Here is a 21902-nt window from a genome sequence, read left to right as displayed (position 1 = left end):
CGGACCGGAAGTGGTACGGCCTGGCTGCGCGTCACGGACGCGTCCGAGCGCGCGCTCGAGGTGCTCCAGAGCACGCGACGAGATGCCAACACCTCACGAGAGGACCATCGATCATGGCGAACCCGAGGACCACCAGGCTGGCCGTGGCTGGCCTGGATCTCGCCTCCTCCGCGGCGATCATGCCGACGACGCCGGTGCGCCGAGCTGACCTGCTCACGGTCGAGGCGCTCGCCCAGTTGCAGCCGGCCGTCGTCCCCTTCGACCCGGACGCACCGTCTGTGCGCCCTCCTTCGCCGGGCCCAGACGGCGACCGCTGATCGGCCCGCACATGGCAGCCAGACGCAGCGGCCCGGCGGACCCCATATCCGGGGTGCGGCGATCACCCAGTCCGGCACGGATGTTGTGGATCACCGCCGCGCTGGGCTCATGCTTCATCGCCATTCAGTGGGGGCTGCGAGATGCCCCCGTCCTGTGGTTCGCGGCCCTACGTGCGCTCGTCGCCGGAGGAGGGCTGCTCGCGCTCGGTGCGATACAACGGCGGCCGTTCCCCGTTGGGCCAGGGGAGTGGCGGCGCCTCACGATCCTGGGTCTCGTGAACGTGACACTTGCGTTCGGGGCCATGTTCGCTGGCGCCGCGGGACTAGCCACCGGCACGGCCGCGGTACTCGCCAACGCCCAGCCCCTGCTGATCCTCCTGCCCGCGTGGTGGCTGTACGGCGAGACGCTCTCCGCCCGGACCACGACCGCAATGGTGGTCGGCTTTGCTGGCCTGCTCGCAGTGGCGTTGCCCGGGGGCGGTGGTAGCGGTGCGGCGCTTTCGCTGCTGGCCGCGGCCGCTGTCACCGGCGGGACCCTTCTTGCACGACGACTTGGAGGTCTCGACATCATTGTCGCGACCGGATGGCACCTGGTGATCGGCGGCGTCGCTCTGGCCGGCCTCGCTGGCGCGATCGAAGGCGCCCCCGCCATAGCTTGGACCCCGCGCTTTTCTCTGTCGCTTGCCTTCCTCGCCTTCGTGGGCACTGCGGCGACGACTGTCGCGTGGTTCACCGAGGCGCGCCGCGTCCGTATGGACGCCCTCACCGCTTGGACATTCCTGACGCCCGTCTTCGGCATCGTGCTCGCGGCGGCCGTCCTTGGCGAACGGCCGCAGGGCTGGACCGCTGCGGGCCTTCTGGTCGTCTTGGTAGCCCTCTACCTGTCGGTGCGCCCTACGCGTCAAGCATGGGCGCCGCCACCGGACACCGACGAGTCCGCGTCGGTGCACCCCTCACGCCCGGTGAAGCCATGAGATATCCGCCATCGAAGATGCGTTCGTCCACTCCGGCACCCGCCGGTGCCACACCGCCCCAGGAAGCGGTGATCTTCGACCTGGACGGCGTCGTCACCGACACCGCCACCCTCCACGCCGCCGCGTGGCGACAGCTGTTCGCCGATGTGCTGGCCGACGCCCGAGTCCCGGGCGGTGCCTCCCATCAACCGTTCGACGCGACCGCCGACTACCGCCGGTACGTCGACGGGCGCGCGCGGGAGGACGGGGTGCGCAACTTCCTCGCGGCCCGGGGGATCGAGATCCCCCTAGGCTCGCCCGACGACCCTGCCGGGTCCTGGACCGTGCACGGTCTGGCCGGGCGCAAGAACTCGATCTACCTAGGCCTGCTCGCGGGCACGGGCGTCAAGGCCTACCCGGGCACCTCCGAGCTGCTCGGCAGGCTTCGCGCGGGTGGCGTCCGGCTCGCCCTCGTCACAGCGAGCCGAAATGCTGCGGCAATCGTGACCGCGGCCGGCCTCGACGGGGTGTTCGACGTCGTCGTGGACGGCGAGCGAGCCCAGGACCTTGGACTACCAGGCAAGCCGGATCCGGCCATGTTTCTCCAGGCCGCGAACGAGCTCCGGGTACAGCCGGCTCGCGCCGCCGTGGTCGAGGACGCTGCGGCGGGCGTAGCCGCGGCACGGCGCGGTGGGTTCGGCATGGTCGTGGGGGTCGACCGCGGTGGCCAGCGCGATTCGCTGGAGGCTGCCGGTGCGGACGTCGTCGTCTCCGACGTCGCGCAGCTGGACCTCGGGTCGTTGAGAGCGGACCCGTGGGTTCTCGTCTACGAGGGCTTCGACCCGGCGCACGAGGGGCATCGCGAGGCGTTGACCGCGCTGGGCAACGGCTACCTCGGCACCCGCGGCGTCGCTCCCGAGCGAGCGAGCGATGGTGTCCACTACCCAGGGACGTATCTGGCCGGGGTGTACAACCGATTGACGACGATGGTGCACGACAGGCAGATGGAGGACGAGTCGCTCGTCAACGCCCCCAACTGGCTCGTCTTCGACGTGGGCATCGGCACCGAGGGCTGGTGGTCGGCGGGTGCCCTGACCATCACCGCGGAGCGCAGAGAGCTGGACCTGCGGCGGGGAGTGTTGACGCGGACCGCCGTGCTGACAGACCAAGCCGGCAGACGGCTACGCCTTTCCCAGCGACGTCTCGCGTCGATGGCGCGGCCGCACCTCTGCGGTCTTGAGACGACTCTGGTAGCCGAGGGGTGGGACGGACCTATCAGAGTGCGCTCGGGTATCGACGCCGGCGTACGCAACGACAACGTCGCCGAGTACCGCGAGCTCGCCGACCGGCACTTGCGGACGGTGACGGTTCAGGAGGCCGGCGAGGCCACCATGCTGGTCGAGGTTGAGACGACCCAGAGCCACGTGCGGATCGCCACCGCGGCACGCACCACGGTCACCGGTGCCGAACCCAACCGGGATCCCGTCCTGGAGCACGATCGGGACCGTGGGGACCTCCTGCTGGAAGTGACCCTGCACGACGGTCAACCGGTCACCATCGACAAGACCGTCTCGATCTTCACCACCAAGGATCGGGCCATTGCCTCGCCCCGGCTCGCCGCCATAGAGGAGCTGCTGCGGGCACCGGACGGGTTCGCGGGGTTGCTCCCCGACCACATCGCCAGCTGGGCACGGCTCTGGAGCCGCTATGGCATTGCGCTGGACGCTGATCGGCAGACCCAGCTCGTCCTCAATCTGCACGTGTTCCACGTTCTCCAGTCGGTGTCGGCTCATAGCGCCGAGCTGGATGCGGGCGTGCCCGCGCGGGGGCTGCACGGAGAGGGCTACCGCGGGCACGTGTTCTGGGACGAGCTCTTCGTCCTACCCGTGCTGACCGCTCGACAGCCCTGGCTCACGCGCTCCTTGCTGGACTACCGGTTCCGGCGGCTGGACGCCGCCCGCGACGGCGCTGCGCACGAAGGTCTCCGTGGAGCGATGTTTCCCTGGCAGAGCGGTAGCGACGGCCGTGAGGAGACGCCCAGCATGCTGTTCAATCGCAGATCCGAGCGCTGGATGCCGGACAACTCCAGCCGCCAGCGGCACGTGGGGCTGGCGATCGCCTACAGCGCCTGGCGGTACTTCGAGGTCACCGGGGACGTCGCCTGGCTCGTGCATCGCGGTGCCGACCTGATCATCGAGGTGGCCAGACTCTTCACGTCCTTGGCCACCTACGACGCCGTGGAGGACCGCTTCCACATCGACGGTGTCATGGGCCCGGACGAGTACCACGACGGCTACCCCGATGCTCCCGGCGGCGGCCTGCGCGACAACGCCTACACCAACGTGCTTGCCGCGTGGGTGCTGCGCCGGGCCGTCGAGGCCCTCGAGCTCACACAGCGCCACGACTGGGACGAGCTGCACGAACGCCTGCGGATCCAGCCGACAGAAGCCGATGACTGGGACCACCTGGCGAGGCGACTGGCCGTGCCATTCCACGACGACGGAGTGATCAGCCAGTTCGCCGACTACGCGGAGCTGAAGGAACTGGACTGGCCTTCCTACCGGGCCAGGTACGGGAACATCGGACGTCTGGACCTCATCCTGGAAGCCGAGGAAGACTCCACCAACCGGTACAAGCTTGCCAAGCAAGCGGACGTCCTCATGCTCGTCTACCTGCTGGGCCCCGAGGTCCTTGTCGAGACGATCGGCAGCCTCGGCTACGGCATCACGCCCGATGCGCTCACGAGGACAGTCGAGTACTACCTGGCTCGCACTGCGCACGGGTCCACGCTGAGTCGCGTCGTGCACGCCTCGGTGCTGGCACGCGTGGACCCGCGACGCTCCTGGCAGACGTTCCGGGACGCCCTCGCCGCGGACCTGGACGACACCCAGGGTGGGACGACCAGCGAGGGCATCCATCTCGGTGCGATGGCTAGCACTCTAGACATCGTCACGCGTGTCTTCGCCGGCTATCGCACGGTGGGTGACATGGTCGTCCTTAACCCGCGTCTGCCCGACGGGCTTGTCTCGGCGCGGTTCGGTCTGGTGCACCGCGGGCAGCGCTTGCAGGTTCGGCTGGACCGCGACTCTGTTGCAGTGGCGGCCGACCCGCGGGTAACCAACCAGCGTGTGCGAGTGCGGGTGGGCGGGCGGACCAGGACGATGGTGGACGGTCAGGACGTGGTCTTCACCACTCCGAGACCCCGAGAGAACGCGACGGCTCAGGATGCCGCATACGGCGCGTGAGCGTCATTCGCCCACCCGTGTTGCTGCGAATCCGGCGAGGATCTCGATTCGCTGGGATGCCCCGAGCGGGCGCACCGGCGGTGGGGTCACGGCGAGACCAAGGTGCCGTCCGGGTGCGGCGCACCGGCGGGCGCGATCACGCCCGGCCGACCCTGCGTAGTGCGCCGGCCGGCTCGGACGATCGCCACACCACCGACCGCGATGCCGATCAACGCCCAAAGCTGCGGTTGTGTCAGCCCGCCGAGCACCGGGGTGTTGATGCGCAGGAACTCCACAAGGAACCGGGACATGCCGGAGAGCACGAGGTAGGCCCCAAAGACCCCGATCGGTGCCAGGCGGTGCTCGAGGCGCCAGAGGATCACGGCGATCAGCACGGCGGCGAGGGTCTCGTACAGCTGCGTCGGATGCACCGGGACCGTCGACGGAACGACGCCGTCCGGGAAGGCGACGCCCCAGGGCAGCGTGGTGGGTGTGCCGTAGGTGCCGTCTCCGGACAGGAAGCAGCCGATCCGACCGATGCCGTAGGCGAGGGCGAGCGGCGCTGCCGCGGCACCGGCCACCTCGGCCGCGGGCAGGCTATGGCGCCGGATGACCACGAGCGCTGAGATCACACCGCCGATCAGACCGCCGTACCAGGTGAAGCCCATGCCGCCCAGGTGGTGCAGGCTGAAATCGGACAGGTGCTCCAAGACGTAGTAGGCCTTGGCGCCGACGAATCCCCAGATGGTGGCCCACAGCACCAGCGAGGTGGCGGAATCCTTGGGGAGTCCGAGGCGGGCGAAAGCCCGGCCGAGAAGCCAGATCGCGACGATCGCGGCGACGGCTTTGCTGACGCCGTAGCTCTGCACTTGAAAGCTGCCGATCGAGAACAGCACCGGTAGCACGTGAGTCTCCCTCCTGAATCCGGCGGCGGTGCCGTCGGCCGATGACGCGACGGGGCGCCCGACGACCACGCTGGGCCCTTATGCCCTCTGGTCCGGCTGGCGTGTGATCAACGTTCGATGAAAGTCACCCCCCACCCTGTCGTTGGGCCCGAGGACGTGCGCTGGGCCCGGCCCTCAATGGCGCATCGAGTCCTCTGCTGCGGGCGGTGCGCTCCACTTCAGCCGTGCGGCCCGCCGATGTCCGCTTCGGGCCCGCCGCTGGGGCGCTAGTTGGAACGGGGACGGGTGCCTACAGTGCAGAGGTCGGGCCTGAGCGGGCGCGCGCTGCGGCTCCACTTCGACACCGGGTATGCGCGGCTCGCCGCGCCGGCGTTGAGAGGATCGGTCAGCGGTGGCTTCGCAGAGGGAGTTCTTGACCTGCGGACCTCTCGGTGAGGTGTCTGAGTCCGGAGAAATGTGCCACTGACCTCGCCGAGCCAGGTGTCGAAGTACCGGACGAGTTGACCGCCTGGAGGGGCGTGGACTGGTGGGTCATGGCCGGGCCGTTCGTCAAACCAACGGCTCGCGCCTGAGGGCGGCGAAGACCTCGGCGCGGCGGCAGCTCATGTTCGGCAGGGAGGGTGGGTGCATCACAGCGACGCGGGGAACAGGACAACCTACGCACCGCCGGTTGTTCGGCCACCCGAGCACGATCGGTTCGCCGTTGGTCAAGTCTTTGCGGAACTCCCCTTCACGGCCTTGAGGTCGGTCAACGATGGAGGACGTTCGTCGGATCGGACTGCGTCCTCGGCGTGGCCCGGAGGACCGGGCGCGAGGCTCCGCAGCGGGAACCTTCACCGAAGGTTGATCGGCGGGCGCCAAGATCGCTCGCCACGTCCCACGACAATGAATGGGGTCGCGTCCGTCCGTTCGATGAACATGAGTAGGTGCTTCTTGATGTCTTCAACTTCCGCCGCCGGCATGAGCCGCCGCCACTTCCGCCAACTGAGCGCGGTGGGCGTCGCGGTCGTCGGGGGCGGCAGGTTCGCAGGTACCCGGGTCCTAGGTGGCCCGCAAACCGTCGGTCCGGGTGCCGTGGCCGTCATCCTGGCCGAAGGAGGTCCGCGGGCCGGCGGCAGGATTCTCCGGCGTGACCTTCGCGCCGCGCCGACAGACGTCGACCTCGCCGGGAGGATCGTGCGAACCTGGGCGCACGACGGCGTCATACCAGGCAAGGGGATCCGGCTCGGCGCCGGTGACGAGCTGGGCGTGCGCGTCACGAACAGCCTCCCCGCGGAGACGACGGTGCACTGGCACGCCCTGGCAGTGAGCAACGACATGGACGGCGTGCCGGGTCTCACCCAGGACGCGGTACCCCCCAGCGGGGCGCTCGAGTACGCCCAGCGGTCTCGGACCCGGGACGTACTGGTTCCATCCGCACGTCGGCGCCCAGCTTGAGCTGGTGATTCGCAACGAGTCGACGATCGACACCGTCATCGTGCTGCCGATGGAGACGCTTTGGTCGACCTGCAGGCCGAGAATCCCGAGCAGTGGGCGATCCACTGGCACAACATCTACCAGCGCTGAGCTGGGAATGATGATGACCCTGCTCTGCTACGTCTCATGACGGCGTCCGCGACTGCGTCGGTCGGCCGGGCAATAGCCCCGCCGCGCGCCGTCCCAATGCCGCGCACGGTCGGGCAGGCACCCCGGGCATGGTCCGCGCTCCTCGCGGTCGCAGCGGGACCGTTGACCGAGGCGGCGTTCCCCGGTCGGTCCTGGTGGCCGATGGCCTTCGTAGGGATCGCCCTGTTCTTCCTCGCCCTGCGTCGGGACTCGGCGTGGTGGGGCTTCGTCGTGGGTTTGCTCTACGGGCTCGGCTTCTTCCTGCCGCATGTGTGGTGGGCGAACGAGGCGGTCGGGCAGCCGATCGGGTGGGTGGCGCTCTCCCTGTTCCAGGCGTTCTACCTCGGGGTGTTCGGCGCCGCGTGGGTCTGGGTCCGGTGGGGCGCCTGGGTGCGCGAGCGCGACTGGCGGCAGGTCGTGGCGGTGACTGTCCTGTGGATTGCCGTCGAGCAACTCCGGGGCCGATGGCCCTTCGGCGGCTTCCCGTGGGGGAGCCTTGCCTTCTCCCAGACGGGCTCCCCGCTCCTGCGCCTTGCTGCGGTGGGTGGCGAGCCGCTGGTGAGCGGCGCGGTCGTCGCAACCGGCGCCGTGCTGGCCGTCGTTGTGCTGAGGCTGTGGACGCGGCGCGTCGGTGAGGCGGGCCTGCGTCTGGGCGCCGCCCTCGCGGCCGTGCTCCTGCCGGGGCTCGTACCGCTAAGCACGGTTGCGGAGTCCGGCACCCTCTGGGTCGGCGCCGTGCAGGGGAATGTGCCGTCACAGGGGGCTGAGGCGATGTCCCAGGCGCGGGAGGTCGCCGCGAACCACGCTGATGGTACGCGCGCCCTGCTCGAGCAGGTGGACCCGAGTGAGCTCGACCTGGTGCTGTGGCCGGAGTCCGCCTCGGACATCGATCCCCGCACTGACGAGGCTGTGGCTGCGACCGTCGACGCCGCCGCACGCGCCGTTGACGCCCCGATCCTTCTGGGCACCCAACGATTCCTGCCAGGTCTCCGGTACAACAACTACATCCTGTGGAAGCCGGGGGCGGGGGCCGACCCAGGCGTGGAGTACACGAAGCAGCGGCCGGTGCCGTTCGGTGAGTTCGTCCCGTACCGGGAACTCTTCCGGCAGGTGGCTCCCGTCGTGGACCGGATCACGACCGACATGGTGGCCGGGACCCGCGCTGCCCTGGTGGAAGTGGGCATTGAGCGTCTCGGGCGTCAAGTGCCGATCACCACCGCCATCTGCTTCGAGGTGGCGTACGACGACCTGATCCGGGAGGGCGTCCTCGGGGGCGGCGAGCTCATCGTGATCCCAACGAACAACGCTTCCTTCGGCCTGACGCCGGAGTCGACACAGCAGCTGGCAATGTCGCGGTTCCGCGCGGTCGAGCACGGGCGGGCCGTTGCGCAGGTCTCCACGGTAGGTGTCAGCGCCCTGATCGCCCCCGACGGTGATGTTCTGGTCTCGACGAGTCTCTTCACAGCCGAGCAGATGGTTGCAGAGCTGCCACTACGAACGTCGATCACCCCGGCGGACTGGCTGGGGGAGTGGCCGGGGATTCTTGTGGATGTCATCGGGGTCGTCTTGGTCTTTGCCGGGCTCGCCGCGAGTCGAAAGGAACCGACCCATGCAGGAGTCCGCCGGTGTCAGTGAACATGTGGCGGTGTCGACGAGCAGCGAGACGGCCCGTGATGAGGCGGTCCGGACATGTGGCGCCCGAGCCAATCGCGAAGCTGCTCCCGCGTTGATCCATCGATCCGCGGTTGGAGGCCCCTCAGCGGGCCGCCCCGCTCCGCGAGCATGTCGCGCAGCACAGCCAGCTCCGCGCTCTGGGACTCGACGATCGCCCGTGCGAGGAGTCGGACATCATCATCAGTGGCCGCAGCGACTGCGGCCTCTGCCATCTCCACGACGCCCTCGTGATGCGAAATCATGAACTGGAGGTAGAGGAGGTCAGCCTCCGTCCCGGTCGCTGCACTCAGGGCCACGTCCTGGGCATTGGCCATTCCGGGCATCTGGAGATCACCGGACGGCGCGAGCGTCGAGGCGTGGTCCATGCCGGTCATCCCGGTGCCGCTGGCGGACATCCAGGCCATGAGGCCCCGACGACGTCTGCGGCAGATCCCATTGCTTCATCTGAACGGCCTGGCCATGGCGGGTCTGCATGTCACGCGAGAAGCCGGCGTCCACCGAGTCCGCGTCTGGCGTCGCGGCACTTGCCCCACCGAGGCTCAAGCCGATCCACAGAGCCCGGGCGGCTTATGCGACGAGCATGAGCAGAGACATCGCGACCAGCGGTCCGGGTCGGACGCGCCGAGCGGCGTCGTGCGTCTCGGTCACGCGGGAGCTCCGGTCCCCCCGGTGCACGGCGCGCCCGGTTCGGGCGTCTGCTCGCCCTGCTGGTACTTCGCGAGGAACTGCTCGAGGCGAGGGTCTGCCGCATCATCGAGGGGCAGCTGCACGCCCCAGGCGCTGGCGACGATCGGCGTGGACTGTCCGTCGAACGGGCTGAGGAGCACGTAGGGGTTGCGCTGCGCCAGCGTCCTGAGAGCCTCGACCTGGTCCTGTGGTGCGGCATCGGTGTACGTGATCCAGACCGCACCGTGCTCGAGGGAGTGCACCGATTCCTCATTCACCAGGGCGTCCTCGTACACGCCGCAGTTGGTCCAGACGCCAGCGTGGTTGCCGCCGACCGGTGGAGTTTGCTCGTAGTTGACGGGCTCGGCGACGTGGTCACGTCCGAGGTCGGCGAACTCTTCGACACCGTCGATCGGCTGATCCGCCGCGGCCTCGATCGCGGCCTTGCGATCACTCTCGCGGCTGAGCATGACGGCGGTGGTGCCGATCAGGCCGACGATCACGAGCGCCACGGTTCCGAAGATCAGCATGTCGCGACGTCGTTCCTTGCGTCGCTGCTCGGCTCGCACAAGGGCGAGTTTCGCGGCGCGCTCCTGTTCCGCCTGCTTCCGACTGCTCACGTCGCTCCTCGCGTCAGGGGTCGATCGATTGGGGGTGCATTGTGCCCTACGAGCTTGTGGGCGCCTGCGTAACTTCGACGCCAGCAAGTACGTCATCGACGATCGTGCGCAAGGTCGATCCTTCTGCCAGGCCGACGATGCGTGCCGCGACTCGGCCCTGCCGATCGAGCACCACGGTCGTCGGCACGGCTTGGACCGGGACGCCGGCGGCCAGCTGGGCGGCGATCGCGGCGCGATCGGTGTCCTCGATCGCCGGTTAGGGCACCGAGAACTCACGTTCGAAGGCCTGTGCCGTGCCCTGCGCGTCGGTCCGGTTGATCCCCAGGACACGCACTCTCTTGTCCACGTAGTCATTCGCCAACGAGGCCAGGTCCGGTGCTTCCTTGCGGCTCGGGGGGCATGCCGCGTACCAGGTGTTCAGCACTATGGCGTCTCCCAACCAGGCAAACGTGTCGATGGCCTCACCCTAATAGTCCGTCCCGGTGTCGAGATGCAAGACAGATTGACCGCGGCTGACCGTGGGACTTTGACCGAGCGGGCTCACTCAGTGAGTCCGGTCTATGTGCGGAGTGGTCTTGCCCGACAGTGGAGGCTCTTGAACGTCGGTGCGACGATGGCCTGATGGACGCGCTGCTTCGCTACTTTGACGGATGCCCGAACTGGCGGCTGGCAGAGCAACGACTGCGGGCGGCGCTGGACGGCACCGGCCACGGGGGCGTCGCGATTGCCCTCGAGCGAGTGGAGACCGAGGACGACGCAGCGCGTCTCAGCTTCACCGGGTCGCCGACGATCCTTCTCGACGGCGTCGACCCCTTCGGGCACCCGACCGCGCCGGCCGCGCTCAGCTGCCGGCTCTACTCGACGCGCGACGGACTGGAAGGGTTGCCCTCCGTGGACCAGCTGGTCGAGGTGCTGTCGTGACTGCATCGCCCAGTCGCCGCTCGACGCTCTGTGCTGGTGCTGCGGCTACTCGCAGGACGCGCTGTCGCACCTTGGCGCGCACCCGGAGGTCGCGGTCTGTGCGGGTTGTGCGAGGTACCTGAACCGCCGAGCGACCGAGGCCGCCGACCGTCGTCGACCTTCGATCGCTGGACGCGGGCGGGCCACGGTCCGGCTCGCCCGCGCGTTCGTGGTGCAGCAGGGCTGGCACGAGCGTCGTGTTATTGCACCAGTTCTCAGTTGGGCCGAGCGATTCCTGACCTGACGCACACGCACGAGGGTCACCAAGCGGCCGCGGGGGCTGTCAAGCCCTCCCACAAGAGTCGTGGTGCCATCGCGAATGGGTGAGCCGAAGCAGGGGTGGAGCACGTCACCAGCTTCCCGCACGCAGTAGCTCCTCTGGCCTCCCTAGGTACTATCGCGAATCGGCCAGCGGCGATAGCATCGCCACATGACGATGCCGAACGCCAGTGCGAGCCGCCCTCCCTCCACGCGTGCGCAGGAGGGGCTGTCGGCAGCTGCTTGCCTCTTCCACGGGTTCAGTGATCCGTCGCGGCTGGTCATCTTGCAGCACCTGGCACTCGGTGAGCACCGGGTGGTGGACCTCGTCGAGCACCTCGGCTTGGCGCAGTCGACGGTCTCGAAGCACCTGGTGTGCCTGCGTGACTGTGGGTTGGTCAGCTCGCGAGCACAGGGGCGCGCTTCGGTGTTCCGCCTGACGCACCCCGAGGCGTTGATGGACGTGTTTGCCGCGGCGGAGCGGCTGCTGGATCTGACTGGGGATGCCGTCACTTTGTGCCCCACGTTCGGTGTGGCCGGCACGGGCACCTTGTCCGCGACGGCTGTGCCGGCATGAGCCAGCCTGCACAGCTCACGGGCCTGGAGGTCGAGCGGCTCACCCGACGCGGGTTGCGGCTGGCCCAGTTCACCGTCGTCTACAACGTAGCCGAGGGGGCAATCGCGATCACCCTGGGGCTGATGGCAGGGCTGGTCTCGGTCGTCGGCTTCGGCATCGACTCAGGCACCGAGTCCATCGCGGCGGTCCTGGTCGGGATCCGGCTTGCGAGCCGTCTGCGTCACGGCGAGGCGGACGAGCGCAAGGAGCGCCTGACCCTGAAGGCAGTCGCAGCGACGTTCTTCCTGCTGGCGGCCTACGTGACCTTCGAAGGCATCCGGAGCCTGGTCGGCGGGGAGAGGCCGGAGACGTCTACTCCGGTGATCGTGCTGCTGGCGACCTCGATCATCGTGATGCCGGTGCTGGCGGCAATGAAGCGGGCGGTGGGGGTCCGCCTCGGGGACAACCTGATCCTCGCGGATGCCGCCGAGACCAGGATCTGTGTCTGGCTGAGCGTCTCGACCTTGGCCGGCGTCGCGCTCTTCCAGCTCACCGGTGCCGCCTGGCTCGACCCCGTCGCCGCGTTCATCATCGCCGCCTTCGCCATCCACGAGGGCAGGGAGGCCTGGGAGGGCGAGCTGGTCGAGGGCGACGACGATGACGACTGACACAGCCGCCCGTCTCGCCCTGGGCCTCTACGCAGTGGGCGTTGCGTGCACCTTCGGGCTTCGCACCTGGTTGCACATGCGGCGCACGGGGCACAGCGGCTATAAGGGAGTCTCCGGGACTCGGGGCTCGGCCGAGTGGTGGGGGGGCATCCTGTTCGTCGCTGCGCTGCTGCTCGCCGCGGCAGGCCCGGCCCTCGCGGTAGCCGGCCTTGTCACGGCGCCTGCGGGCGCCGGCGGCGCCCTGGGCTGGGTGGGGGCGATCGTGGCGATCGTCGGCTTCCTCGCGGTGCTGCTCGCCCAGTCCGGGATGGGTTCCTCGTGGCGGATCGGCGTCGACCGGACCGAAGTCACCGGCCTGGTCACGACCAGCATGTTCGCCGTTGTCCGAAACCCCATCTTCACCGCGATGGCGACCGCGCTCCTGGGGCTGACGCTGCTGGTGCCCACCGCTGTCAGCGCCGCAGCCCTGGTGTGCCTGATCGCCGCGATCGAGCTGCAGGTTCGGGTCGTCGAAGAGCCGTACCTGGCGCGCACTCACGGCGTGGAGTACTTGGACTACACCCGTCGGGTCGGCCGGTTCTTTCCCGGCGTGGGCCGGGCGCGACCCAGCGGCACTGTGCACACCGCAACCCACTCGCAATCTTCGAAGGACACGCTCTGATGGGCCACGATCACGACCACGCTCCCGCCGGCGCAGAGGATCACCGCAAGCGCCTCGCGGTCGCCTTCGCCATCACCGCGTCAATCCTGGTCGCTCAAGCGATCGGCGCCGTCGTCACTGGCAGCCTGGCGCTGCTCGTCGATACGGCTCATATGCTCACCGACGCCGGCGGCCTGCTCCTGGCACTGTTCGCCGCCTCGCTGACGCTGCGTCCAGCCTCCCCGCAACGCACCTGGGGCTACCGGCGGGCGGAGGTCCTTGCCGCGCTGGCCCAGTCGGCCGTCCTCCTCGCAGTGGGCATCTACGTCCTGGTCGAGGGCGTGCAGCGTCTGTTCGATCCGCCCGAGATCCCGGCCGGTGAGCTGGTCATCTTCGGGGTGATCGGGCTGGTCGGCAACATTGCGTCCCTGCTGGTGCTGTCCTCGAAGCGCTCCGCGAACTTCAACCTGCGAGCGGCCTTCCTTGAGGTGCTCAATGACGCGCTGGGTTCCGTGGCCGTCATCGCGGCGGCCATCGTGATTGCGACGACCGGGTGGCTGCAGGCTGATGCCGTGGCCGGTCTGCTCATCGGGGCGTTGATCGTGCCGCGGGCTCTGAAGCTGCTGAGCGAGACGATCAGGGTGCTGCTGGAGGCCACCCCACCGGGACTCGACCTGGACGCGGTCCGCACTCACCTCCTCGAGGTGGAGCACGTCCGGGAGGTCCACGACCTGCACGCGTCCCTCATCGCGACGGGACTACCCGTCCTGAGCGCGCACGTGGTGGTCGACGAGGGCTGCTTCAACGACGGTCACGCGGGCCGGATCCTGGACCAGCTCCAGGAGTGCGTCGCGACCCACTTCGATGTGCTTGTCGAGCACTCCACGTTCCAGGTCGAACCGGTCAGTCATCGCAGCCACGAGCATCCCAGCCATGCCTGAACCGCGCGCACTGCGCTCAGGCGAGCCGCTCGGTTCACAGGAAGCGGTCGCGTGTCCGAAGCGACCCACGCTGCGCACGCTGCATAACCTGCCGCTGGCCGCGCCATCTTCCCTGTCCCCCATCCCGGCCACTTCGGACATGCTGCGTCACGTCACTCCTCAGGGCGCGAGCCCCACGACCTCTGGCCGGATCCGAACCGGCCAGAGGCGGCGCCGGACGGTGGCTGCGTTGTTCTGCGCTGTGCTCATGGTGGCTGGCACCGGCGGCGGGGCAGGTCATGCCGAGCCGATCGACGATCGCCGGGCCGAGGCCGAGCGCCGCAGCAGCGCGGCAGACCGTCGCGCCGAAGAGCTGCGCGCCTCGATCGAGGGCCTCAGCGTCCAGCTCGGCCAAGCCGTGCTCGACCTGCAGGCCACGCAGTCCCGGCTGCCCGCCGCGCAGGCCGAGCTCGAAGCCGCACGTGCCACCTTGGAGGCGGCGCAGCGTGAGGCGATCATCGTCGCCAACCGGTTGCAGGACGCGACCGAGCAGCGCAGCAGCCTGACCGCGACCATCGCTGCAGACCGTGCCGATGCCGATGAGCTGCGCGCCGCCATGGGAGCCATGGCTCGAGAGGCCTACCGCGGCGCACCCGGGGTCTCGGCGCTGGACGTGATGCTGGATGCGGAGGACGCCAGCGACTTCCTGGACAACGCGCGACTCGTCGACGCAGCTCTCCGCAGCCAGGCCCGCGTCCTGGATGACCTGCGCCGAGTCGAGGCCACCAACCGCAACAGCGAGGCGCGTCTCGGCGCAGTCACCGACCGCGTGGCTGAGCTCAAGCAGGAGGCGGAAGCCAAGGTCGCCACGGCCGACGAGGCACGGCGCGTCGCCCAGGCGCGCGAGGACGAGATCGTGCGGCTGATCGCCGACCAGACCGCACGACAGAACACGATCACGGCCCTGAAGGCCCAGGCGGAGGCCGAACAGGCCGAGATCGACGCCCAGCGCGCCGCGATCGAGCGCGAGCTCGCCGCGATCATCGCCGAGCAACGCGCCGCCCGTGAGGCCGCTGAGGCGGCTGCGCGTGCCGCCGCGGAGGCAGCCGGGCAAAAGCCGCCACCAGTCGAGGCTCCGTCCGGTTCGGTGTCCGGCGCGGTGTTTGGCAACCCGACGTCGATCAACCCGATGTACGTCACATCGGAGTACGGGATGCGGTTGCACCCGATCCTGGGCTACGTGCGCCTGCACGCCGGAATCGATCTGCGCACCGGGTGCAACACCCCCCTGTACGCGCCGCGTGACGCGACGGTGCTGTGGTCGCAGTGGCGCAACGGCTTCGGCAACCAGGTCATGCTCGACTACGGCACCGTCGAGGGAAACTCGCTGATGAGCAGCTCCAACCACCTGACCCGATCAGTGGTCAGCGCCGGGCAGGGCGTGGCCAAGGGCCAGCTCATCGGCTACTCGGGCAACACCGGCCTGTCCGGTGCCTGCCACCTGCACTTCGAGGTCTACGTGAACGGGTCGACCGTGAACCCGAGGCCTCTGCTCGGCCGCTGAGCGGCAGCACTCACCCGGATAGGACCCACGATGAGCACGCACCCCGATCGCCCCACAGCCGCGACCAGCCGGCGACGCGCCACCACCCGCGCGGCCGCCGTGGCCGCCCTCTTGATCGCTCTGGCCGGCGGATGCGCCGCCGAGACCACCAAGACCAGCGGTCAGCCGGCCGACGTCGCCGACCAGGGCTACCTGTCCGGTGACGGCACGACCCAGACCTGGCCGGTCACCGACCGCGGTGAGGCCGTGACCCTGGTTGGCACCGACTACGAAGGTCAGGCCATCGACACCTCGGCCTGGCTCGGTGACGTCATCGTGCTGAACACCTGGTACGCCGCCTGCCCCCCGTGCCGCAAAGAAGCCCCGGACCTGGTCTCGTTGGCCAACGACTACGAGGACCAGGGCGTGCGCGTCCTGGGCATCAACCGCACCGACGCCAAGGGCACAGCTCAGGCGTTCCAACGCGAGTTCTCCGTGCCCTACCCCTCGATCGACGACACCGACGGCACCGCCATCGCCGAGCTCGCCACCGTTGTCCCGGTCCAAGCGGTCCCGACGACCGTGGTACTCGATCGGCAGGGCCGGGTCGCCGCCCGCATCGTTGGTTTAGCAGAGGGATCCACGCTGCGCACGATCGTCGAGGACGTCATCGCCGACGCTCAGATCGGCCCGACGCCCACAAGCTCGTAGGGCACAATGCACACCCACTCGATGCACACCCACTCGATGCACACCCGGACGCGAGGAGCGACGTGAGCACTCGGAAGCAGGCCGAGAAGGAACGCGCAGAGAAGCTCGCCTTGGTGCGAGCCGAGCAAGCGCGCAAGGAACGCCGCCGCAGCATGCTCATCTTCGGCACCGTCGCGGTCGTGCTCCTCGGACTGATCGGCACCACCGCGGTCGCCGTCGAGAGTGAGCGCAGGGCCGCGCTCGAGGCTGAGGTCGAAGCCGCGGTGCCGCTCGACGGGGTCGAGGAGTTCCCCGACCTCGGCCGTGATCACGTCGCCGAACCGGTCGCCTACGAGCAGTCCCCACCGGTCGGCGGCAACCACGCCGGCGTCTGGACCAACTGCGGCGTCTACGAGGACGTCCTGGTCAACGAGGAGTCCGTGCACTCCCTCGAACACGGCGCCGTGTGGATCACCTACACCGACGCCACACCCGAGGACCAGGTCGAAACCCTCAAGTCGCTGGCGCAGCGCAACCCCTACATGCTGCTCAGCCCGTTCGAGGGGCAGGCCGCACCGATCGTTGCCAGCGCCTGGGGCGTCCAGCTGTCCCTCGACGAGGCAGCTGACCCGCGGCTCGAGCAGTTCCTTGCGAAGTACCAGCAGGGCGAGCAGACGCCCGAGCCCGGAGCGCCGTGCACCGGGGGAACCGGAACCCCCGCGTGAGCGAGATGGACGACGACGACCGGCGGGTCCGACCCGGCCCGCTCGTCGCGATGTTCCTGCTCATCGTTGTCGCGGCAGCCGCCCTGGCGCTGTGGATCGGCATCAGCCTCGGGGGCGCAGCCGCCGCGGCGCCCGCCGCAGACTCGGTGGACGCCGGGTTCTCCCGAGACATGCAGACCCACCACGGCCAGGCCGTGCAGATGTCCATGTCGGTACTCGAGACGTCAGAGGATCCCGACGTTCGCACACTCGCACGCGACATCATGCTCACCCAGCAGCAGCAAGCCGGTCAGATGCATGGCTGGTTGACGCAATGGGATCTGCCGCAGACATCGTCGAGCGCCCCGATGGCCTGGATGTCCACCGGCGGTGACGACATGGCCGGTATGGAGCACGGGTCAACACAGACGCCGTCAGGTGACCTCCCGATGCCGGGCATGGCTGGTGCCGAGGACCTGGCCAGACTGAGTGCGGCGACCGGCTCTGAGGCGGATCGGCTCTACCTCCAGCTGATGATTCCGCATCACGAGGGTGGCGTTGAGATGGCGCAGGCAGCGGTCGCGATGGCAGCCGATGACGATGTCCGACGGTTGGCACAGGCGATCGTCGACTCCCAGAGCGCGGAGCTGACGGTGTTGCGGGACATGCTCGCTGAGCGCGGGGGCCCGCTGCCCAGTCCTTGACCCGGGCCATGCGACATCTCCTGCGGCAGGGTCGAGCCCGGCCACCGCAGTCCCGAGGGGTTAGTCCGCAGGAGGCGACGGCGGGCGCCGCCGCCAGAGAAGGACCGCGGTGACGATCCCGACAAGTAATAGGCCTCCGCTGATCGCGAAGAGCGGGCCGGCGCTGATGGCGCCGCCTGTGCTTCGCGCGTCCGCCACGGCTAGGTCGCTGGTTGTGGCCGGGATCGGCGCAGGCGGCGCGAGGCTGCTCTCTGAAGTGTTCGGTGTCGACTCCGCGACGGACGGTGTCTCTGCGGCGCCAGGATCCGGTGTCGGCGGGCTTGCAGCGGTGAACGTGAAGCTGCCCTCGATGGGATGGGCGTCCTCCGAGGTCACCCGCCACTGCACCGTGTAGAGCCCGGCAGGAAGATCACCACTCAGCGGCTGCGTCACGTTCGCGTCGATCAGCTGGGCCGGCTCCGTGCTCACGACGGCCCCGGCAGGATTGGTGATCACGAGCTCCGTGCCGAGCGCCATCGCGGTCGCGTCGAAGGTCAACGTGACCTGACATGATGGCGATTCCCCCGCTACTGGTGCTTGGCCGTCCAGGGACGCTGTTGCTGCGAGCCACGCCCCACGGACGCGTCGGACGGGTGGTCCTGATAGCGGCACGACGAGGACTGAGATCACGACCGGCACGAGTTGCGCTGCATCCGGGCTTCACGATCCCGCTGTTCCTGCTTAGCTTCTACGGGCTATACCTGAGCGACTTCGCTGCTTGGGCCCTGGCCGGCTGGGGTGGGCACGTAGCCCTCGAGGTGACCTTTCTCGTAGCGGGTGTGCTGTTCACCGCGCCCGTGCTCTCCACAGACCCGCTGCCACGCGCGCAGGGTCACGCGGGCCGCGCCGCCGACATGATCGTGGAGATGCCGCTGCACGCCTTCTTCGGTGTGATCGTCATGATGGCAACACGTCCCCTGATAGGCGCTTTCACCCATCCGCCTGCCGCATGGGGCGTCGATCTCGTGGCCGACCAGGGCGTCGCCGGTGGGCTCGCGTGGTCCTACGGTGAGCTGCCGTCGTTGGTCGTCCTGTTGATCATCTTCGCCCGATGGCAACGGGACGACGCACGCCGCGCGCAGTTGGCCGACCGGATTGTCGACCTGCACGGGAACGCAGAGCTCGATGCCTACAACGCCTACCTGCAGTCGCTCGACAGGCGCCCAGGAGCGCAGGCCTAGATGACCGTGACGAACCCTCCTTGGAGGCCTTGGTGCAGGAGTTCCATAGTCCGGCGAGCAGAGAGCGCGGGCTAGACAGCGGGTTGGAAGGAGGCGACGAGGCCCTGCAGCGACTGCGTCCACTCACCCCAAAGACCGGTGACCAGTGCGAGCCCGACGAGGACGAGCACAGCGCCTCCGGTGCGGGCGATAGCAAGGCGGCGCCGCCGGATCCAGGCGAGCAAGCGGCTGCTGCGGTGGACGCTGACAGCGACGAGCACGAACGGCAGGCCGAGCCCGACCGCGTAGGCACCCGAAAGCAGCGCGCCCCGAGAGGCCGAGCCGGTCTCGAGTGACAGAGCCATGACTGCCGCCAGAGTCGGTCCGATGCAGGGCGTCCAGCCGAGGCCGAACGTGATACCGAGGACTGGCGCGCCCCAGAGCGTGGCCCGCGGACGATGGTGAAGTCGAGCTTCACGTTGCAGGAACGGGACGCCACCGAGGAAGGCGACGCCCATCACGATGACGAGGCCCCCAAGCACCCGCGCGAGGGGGTCTTGCCAGCGCAGCAGCACTGAGCCAAGCGAACCGGCGAGGACGCCGAAGGCGATGAACACGGCGGCGAACCCTGCAACGAAGAGCGCTACGCCCAGCACCAGACGGCGGCGCCCAGCGGTCTGGTCAGCTCGATCGTCGGCGTCGAGGCACGTCCCGGGCACCGACTGGGCCGTCAGGCCTCCAAGAAACCCGAGATATCCAGGCACCAGGGGAAGGACGCATGGCGAGGCGAAGGAGGCGATTCCTGCCACCGCGGCGACCAGAAGCGCGAGAAGTGTGGGTCCAGAGAAGGCGGCCGCCGCGAAGGTGTCACCGATGCTCGTCACGGCAAGGCTGAGCGACGTCATTCACTCCGCCCGCCGGCCTGCCCTCGTGGCGTCGGTGTCAGCCCGCAGTCGGCACAGCACCCTGGCACGTCGCACGCGGCGTCACCGCAGTCGTCGCCGTCGTCGACCGCCAGAACGGCGTCCACGAGCAACGTCAGGGCTCTGACCAGGTGCAGGTCTGAGATCGCGTAGAGAGTCCGACGCCCCTTGACTGCACGACCACGGGGCCGCATCCGCGCAGACACGTGAGGTGGTTCGACACGTTGGAACGGGTCAGGTGCAGGGCATCTGCAAGATCGGCCGGATAGGCCGGCCCCGACAGCAGCGCCGTCAATACTCGTGCCCGGCTGGGTCAGCCATCTCGCGTCCCAAGCGATTCATGACGCCGAGTCGTGCTTCAGTCGTCAGCATGCGCTGAACCATACAGCCGGCAATGAACTATGCGAGGCCCCAGCGGTGCTGCCCTTGCGATCTTCAGCACCTCTTCATCGATTGCCGCTCGGTTCTTGATGACGGCTGGCGAGAGTGGGCACAAGGCGCCGAGCGGCGCCCGATCGAACGGCAGGAGATCGCCATGGTTCCGTGGTGCGCGCAGATGGGTGCGGCTGGCTGGGTGTCGATGGTCGCGTTCTGGTTGGTCGTCGTCGGGCTCGCGGTGTGGTCAGTGAGCCGCCTGTTCCCCGCACAGGTCGCCAGCGATCCTCGGGCGATCCTTGAGAGCCGACTTGCGTCGGGGGAGATCTCGCCGGAGACCTACAGGTCTCTCAGAGGCGAGCTCGACGTGGCAGCGCTGGCAGGAAAAGAGGGGTTCTGATGAAGGGTCACACGAGGTACATGGTCATCGCTGGGGCCGCGGCCCTGGTGGGACTCCTCCTGTTCGGTGTGAGCGTGACGGAGGCGCTCCTCTGGGCGTTCGTGCTGGTCTGCCCGGTGATGTTGATCGTGATGCTCTTCACGATGCGTGCGGAGGAACACCAGCATGGCCCTGAGGATCGGGAGAGCGGCGCACGCGAGAACAGGACACCGGAGCACAAGACCTTCGGCCCGCGGTACCCGCACGGGCGTCTGCGCGGCTGACACCAGATCGGGTTCGGCGTGTCGGGCTGCGCCTACGGGGATGTCGTCAGGCAGCGATCAGGAAGCTGCCGGCGGCAGGTCGATGTCGAATGACGATCCGTGACCCAGGCCCGCGCTGTGAGCCGCGACCGTCCCGCCGTGCGCGACCACGATCGCGCGAACGATCGCGAGACCGATCCCCGAACCGCCGCGATCCCGGTCGCGTGCCGTGTCCACCCGGTAGAAGCGTTCGAACACGAGGCTGAGCTGGCTGGGGTCGATGCCCTCCCCGGTGTCGGCGACCGCGAGCCGGACGAGACCCGTCTCGGTCAGGTGCGCGCCGAGGCGCACGGATCCGCCGAGGGGTGTGTGTCGTAGGGCGTTGTCGAGCAGGTTGCCCAGCACCTGGCTCATCCGGTCGGCGTCGACCGCGAGAGGAGGCAGCCCGGGCTGGACATCAAGGGTGAGTTCGACGCCGGCGGTGGCGTATCGGCTTCTCGCGGCGTCGAACGCCGTGGTCAGGAGTGCGTCCGCGGAGGTTCTTGCGAGAACAAGGTTGCGTGCCCCCTGCTCCGCCTTCGTCACTGCCGCGAGGTCGGCGGCGAGGCGCGCCAGTCGAGCGCCCTGGTCGCGCAGCACCCTCACGGTCTGCGGCGTCATCGTGGCCACTCCGTCCTCGATCCCCTCCAGGTAGGCGCCGATGACCGCGACGGGGGTGCGGACCTCGTGTGCGACGTCGGCGAGCAGCCGTTTCCGGAGGGCGTCGCTGTCCTCGAGCTGGCGCGCCATGTCGTTGAAGGCGTCGGCGAGCTGGTCGAACTCGACACCGAGCGACGGGCGGGCAACGCGGGAGTCGAGATGTCCCGCCGCGATACGGGTCGCTGCCGCGGACAGGGTGCCGAGGGAGGCCGCGATGCGCCGGGTCAGGAACACGCTCACGGCGAGCGATGCGACCACGGATGCTGCGAGGGCGATGGCCAGGGCCAGTGCGCTGGCTGACTGGAAGGCCTCTTCGGCGTGCAGCACGGCCATGGGTTCTGCCTCGACGCCCGCCTCGACCATGTGCCGGTGGAAGACCACGGGTCCGACCGCCCCAGCGACGATCCACGCGGTGACGCCACCGGCCAGGACGACGAGGGTCATGGCCGCCAGGAGC

At 68.9% G+C, this 21902-nt stretch carries 24 protein-coding genes and 1 pseudogene; 17 read left to right on the top strand and 8 right to left on the bottom strand.

What is annotated here, in order from left to right:
- The first annotated feature begins 113 nt into the window (after positions 1-113).
- From ACO06A_RS02495 to ACO06A_RS02485, 3 genes are all read left to right on the top strand, one after another.
- Positions 114-317: a hypothetical protein gene (locus ACO06A_RS02495; RefSeq protein ID WP_421734526.1), complete on the top strand. Its 204-nt coding sequence runs from the start codon at positions 114-116 to the stop codon at positions 315-317.
- 80 nt (positions 318-397) lie between these two features.
- A complete protein-coding gene (locus ACO06A_RS02490; RefSeq protein ID WP_210767776.1) occupies positions 398-1291 on the top strand; it encodes a DMT family transporter in 894 nt (297 codons plus the stop codon).
- A 68-nt stretch (positions 1292-1359) separates the two neighbouring features.
- Entirely contained in the window at positions 1360-4515 is a 3156-nt protein-coding gene (locus ACO06A_RS02485; RefSeq protein ID WP_421734525.1) for a beta-phosphoglucomutase family hydrolase, read from the top strand.
- An 86-nt stretch (positions 4516-4601) separates the two neighbouring features.
- On the opposite strand, the gene ACO06A_RS02480 is transcribed toward ACO06A_RS02485, so the two are convergent.
- The gene (locus ACO06A_RS02480; RefSeq protein WP_343048030.1) at positions 4602-5390 is read right to left on the bottom strand and encodes a prolipoprotein diacylglyceryl transferase; all 789 of its coding nucleotides are present in this window, start codon (positions 5388-5390) and stop codon (positions 4602-4604) included.
- An 894-nt stretch (positions 5391-6284) separates the two neighbouring features.
- Here ACO06A_RS02480 and ACO06A_RS02475 point away from each other — a divergent pair.
- Together ACO06A_RS02475 and lnt are read left to right on the top strand one after the other, a co-directional pair.
- A complete protein-coding gene (locus ACO06A_RS02475; protein WP_421734524.1) occupies positions 6285-6836 on the top strand; it encodes a multicopper oxidase domain-containing protein in 552 nt (183 codons plus the stop codon).
- Positions 6837-7001: 165 nt separating this feature from the next.
- A complete protein-coding gene (lnt, locus tag ACO06A_RS02470; RefSeq protein WP_421734523.1) occupies positions 7002-8639 on the top strand; it encodes an apolipoprotein N-acyltransferase in 1638 nt (545 codons plus the stop codon).
- Here lnt and ACO06A_RS02465 read toward each other — a convergent pair.
- The 3 genes from ACO06A_RS02465 to ACO06A_RS02455 all read right to left on the bottom strand — a co-directional run bounded on the left by ACO06A_RS02465 (position 8633) and on the right by ACO06A_RS02455 (position 10403).
- Positions 8633-9082 (bottom strand): DUF305 domain-containing protein, encoded by a 450-nt coding sequence (locus ACO06A_RS02465; RefSeq protein WP_175346880.1) that lies wholly within the window; start codon positions 9080-9082, stop codon positions 8633-8635. The genes lnt and ACO06A_RS02465 overlap by 7 nt on opposite strands.
- 240 nt (positions 9083-9322) lie before the next feature.
- A complete protein-coding gene (locus ACO06A_RS02460; RefSeq protein ID WP_175346881.1) occupies positions 9323-9964 on the bottom strand; it encodes a DUF3105 domain-containing protein in 642 nt (213 codons plus the stop codon).
- Between the two features lie 256 nt (positions 9965-10220).
- Entirely contained in the window at positions 10221-10403 is a 183-nt protein-coding gene (locus tag ACO06A_RS02455) for a TlpA disulfide reductase family protein (RefSeq protein WP_246280656.1), read from the bottom strand.
- Positions 10404-10585: 182 nt separating this feature from the next.
- Between ACO06A_RS02455 and ACO06A_RS02450 the strand changes: the two genes are divergently transcribed.
- The 9 genes from ACO06A_RS02450 (at position 10586) to ACO06A_RS02410 (ending at position 17607) form a co-directional block, all read left to right on the top strand.
- Positions 10586-10885, top strand: coding sequence for a thioredoxin family protein (locus ACO06A_RS02450; RefSeq protein ID WP_175346882.1), 300 nt, complete (start codon positions 10586-10588; stop codon positions 10883-10885).
- Between the two features lie 469 nt (positions 10886-11354).
- Positions 11355-11759 carry an ArsR/SmtB family transcription factor gene (locus ACO06A_RS02445; protein WP_421734522.1) on the top strand — a complete coding sequence of 135 codons (405 nt, stop codon included), beginning with the start codon at positions 11355-11357 and terminating at the stop codon, positions 11757-11759.
- A complete protein-coding gene (locus ACO06A_RS02440; RefSeq protein WP_421734521.1) occupies positions 11756-12406 on the top strand; it encodes a cation transporter in 651 nt (216 codons plus the stop codon). Before ACO06A_RS02445 ends, ACO06A_RS02440 begins: the two co-directional genes overlap by 4 nt.
- On the top strand, positions 12396-13067 hold the full coding sequence (locus ACO06A_RS02435) for a methyltransferase family protein (RefSeq protein WP_175346884.1): 672 nt from the start codon (positions 12396-12398) through the stop codon (positions 13065-13067). The genes ACO06A_RS02440 and ACO06A_RS02435 overlap by 11 nt, the downstream gene beginning before the upstream one ends.
- Positions 13067-13987, top strand: a complete 921-nt coding sequence (locus tag ACO06A_RS02430) for a cation diffusion facilitator family transporter (protein WP_175346885.1) — start codon at positions 13067-13069, stop codon at positions 13985-13987. Before ACO06A_RS02435 ends, ACO06A_RS02430 begins: the two co-directional genes overlap by 1 nt.
- The gene (locus tag ACO06A_RS02425) at positions 13980-15530 is read left to right on the top strand and encodes a murein hydrolase activator EnvC family protein (protein ID WP_175346886.1); all 1551 of its coding nucleotides are present in this window, start codon (positions 13980-13982) and stop codon (positions 15528-15530) included. The genes ACO06A_RS02430 and ACO06A_RS02425 overlap by 8 nt, the downstream gene beginning before the upstream one ends.
- Before the next feature lie 30 nt (positions 15531-15560).
- On the top strand, positions 15561-16220 hold the full coding sequence (locus ACO06A_RS02420; protein WP_175346887.1) for a TlpA family protein disulfide reductase: 660 nt from the start codon (positions 15561-15563) through the stop codon (positions 16218-16220).
- Positions 16221-16282: 62 nt separating this feature from the next.
- Entirely contained in the window at positions 16283-16924 is a 642-nt protein-coding gene (locus ACO06A_RS02415; RefSeq protein WP_175346888.1) for a DUF3105 domain-containing protein, read from the top strand.
- Between the two features lie 5 nt (positions 16925-16929).
- Entirely contained in the window at positions 16930-17607 is a 678-nt protein-coding gene (locus ACO06A_RS02410) for a DUF305 domain-containing protein (protein ID WP_246280663.1), read from the top strand.
- A gap of 60 nt (positions 17608-17667) precedes the next feature.
- Here ACO06A_RS02410 and ACO06A_RS02405 read toward each other — a convergent pair whose 3' ends face one another.
- Positions 17668-18144: a copper resistance CopC family protein gene (locus ACO06A_RS02405; protein WP_175346890.1), complete on the bottom strand. Its 477-nt coding sequence runs from the start codon at positions 18142-18144 to the stop codon at positions 17668-17670.
- An 11-nt stretch (positions 18145-18155) separates the two neighbouring features.
- Here ACO06A_RS02405 and ACO06A_RS02400 point away from each other — a divergent pair, with 11 nt between their 5' ends.
- The gene (locus ACO06A_RS02400; RefSeq protein ID WP_175346891.1) at positions 18156-18827 is read left to right on the top strand and encodes a cytochrome c oxidase assembly protein; all 672 of its coding nucleotides are present in this window, start codon (positions 18156-18158) and stop codon (positions 18825-18827) included.
- Positions 18828-18898: 71 nt separating this feature from the next.
- On the opposite strand, the gene ACO06A_RS02395 is transcribed toward ACO06A_RS02400, so the two are convergent.
- Positions 18899-19711, bottom strand: a complete 813-nt coding sequence (locus ACO06A_RS02395; RefSeq protein WP_421734520.1) for a cytochrome c biogenesis CcdA family protein — start codon at positions 19709-19711, stop codon at positions 18899-18901.
- Positions 19708-20101, bottom strand: a pseudogene (locus ACO06A_RS02390) (ArsR/SmtB family transcription factor). Before ACO06A_RS02390 ends, ACO06A_RS02395 begins: the two are co-directional and overlap by 4 nt.
- A gap of 22 nt (positions 20102-20123) precedes the next feature.
- On the opposite strand from ACO06A_RS02390, the gene ACO06A_RS02385 reads away from it, so the two are divergent.
- Both ACO06A_RS02385 and ACO06A_RS02380 read left to right on the top strand, forming a co-directional pair.
- On the top strand, positions 20124-20504 hold the full coding sequence (locus ACO06A_RS02385) for a hypothetical protein (RefSeq protein WP_246280658.1): 381 nt from the start codon (positions 20124-20126) through the stop codon (positions 20502-20504).
- 20 nt (positions 20505-20524) lie between these two features.
- Positions 20525-20767 carry a hypothetical protein gene (locus ACO06A_RS02380; RefSeq protein ID WP_175346893.1) on the top strand — a complete coding sequence of 81 codons (243 nt, stop codon included), beginning with the start codon at positions 20525-20527 and terminating at the stop codon, positions 20765-20767.
- A gap of 57 nt (positions 20768-20824) precedes the next feature.
- Here ACO06A_RS02380 and ACO06A_RS02375 read toward each other — a convergent pair whose 3' ends face one another.
- Positions 20825-21889 (bottom strand): sensor histidine kinase, encoded by a 1065-nt coding sequence (locus ACO06A_RS02375; RefSeq protein WP_246280659.1) that lies wholly within the window; start codon positions 21887-21889, stop codon positions 20825-20827.
- Positions 21890-21902 lie beyond the last annotated feature (13 nt).

This window comes from Cellulomonas sp. (assembly GCF_965229465.1).
GTDB lineage: Bacteria > Actinomycetota > Actinomycetes > Actinomycetales > Cellulomonadaceae > Cellulomonas.
Note: the sequence above shows the minus strand (reverse complement) of the source record. Positions and strands in the feature narration are given on the sequence as shown.

Bases quoted from the DNA above. Each gene is read 5' to 3' on its own strand.
- ACO06A_RS02420 (WP_175346887.1), top strand. From the start codon at position 15,561: ATGAGCACGCACCCCGATCGCCCCACAGCCGCGACCAGCCGGCGACGC.
- ACO06A_RS02490 (WP_210767776.1), top strand. From the start codon at position 398: ATGTTGTGGATCACCGCCGCGCTGGGCTCATGCTTCATCGCCATTCAG.
- ACO06A_RS02375 (WP_246280659.1), bottom strand. From the start codon at position 21,889: ATGACCCTCGTCGTCCTGGCCGGTGGCGTCACCGCGTGGATCGTCGCT.
- ACO06A_RS02475 (WP_421734524.1), top strand. From the start codon at position 6,285: ATGAATGGGGTCGCGTCCGTCCGTTCGATGAACATGAGTAGGTGCTTC.
- ACO06A_RS02435 (WP_175346884.1), top strand. From the start codon at position 12,396: ATGACGACTGACACAGCCGCCCGTCTCGCCCTGGGCCTCTACGCAGTG.
- ACO06A_RS02395 (WP_421734520.1), bottom strand. From the start codon at position 19,711: ATGACGTCGCTCAGCCTTGCCGTGACGAGCATCGGTGACACCTTCGCG.
- ACO06A_RS02465 (WP_175346880.1), bottom strand. From the start codon at position 9,082: ATGGCCTGGATGTCCGCCAGCGGCACCGGGATGACCGGCATGGACCAC.
- ACO06A_RS02430 (WP_175346885.1), top strand. From the start codon at position 13,067: ATGGGCCACGATCACGACCACGCTCCCGCCGGCGCAGAGGATCACCGC.
- ACO06A_RS02380 (WP_175346893.1), top strand. From the start codon at position 20,525: ATGGTCATCGCTGGGGCCGCGGCCCTGGTGGGACTCCTCCTGTTCGGT.
- ACO06A_RS02410 (WP_246280663.1), top strand. From the start codon at position 16,930: ATGGACGACGACGACCGGCGGGTCCGACCCGGCCCGCTCGTCGCGATG.
- ACO06A_RS02440 (WP_421734521.1), top strand. From the start codon at position 11,756: ATGAGCCAGCCTGCACAGCTCACGGGCCTGGAGGTCGAGCGGCTCACC.
- ACO06A_RS02400 (WP_175346891.1), top strand. From the start codon at position 18,156: ATGATGGCGATTCCCCCGCTACTGGTGCTTGGCCGTCCAGGGACGCTG.
- ACO06A_RS02450 (WP_175346882.1), top strand. From the start codon at position 10,586: ATGGACGCGCTGCTTCGCTACTTTGACGGATGCCCGAACTGGCGGCTG.
- lnt (WP_421734523.1), top strand. From the start codon at position 7,002: ATGACGGCGTCCGCGACTGCGTCGGTCGGCCGGGCAATAGCCCCGCCG.
- ACO06A_RS02425 (WP_175346886.1), top strand. From the start codon at position 13,980: ATGCCTGAACCGCGCGCACTGCGCTCAGGCGAGCCGCTCGGTTCACAG.
- ACO06A_RS02445 (WP_421734522.1), top strand. From the start codon at position 11,355: ATGACGATGCCGAACGCCAGTGCGAGCCGCCCTCCCTCCACGCGTGCG.
- ACO06A_RS02495 (WP_421734526.1), top strand. From the start codon at position 114: ATGGCGAACCCGAGGACCACCAGGCTGGCCGTGGCTGGCCTGGATCTC.
- ACO06A_RS02385 (WP_246280658.1), top strand. From the start codon at position 20,124: ATGAACTATGCGAGGCCCCAGCGGTGCTGCCCTTGCGATCTTCAGCAC.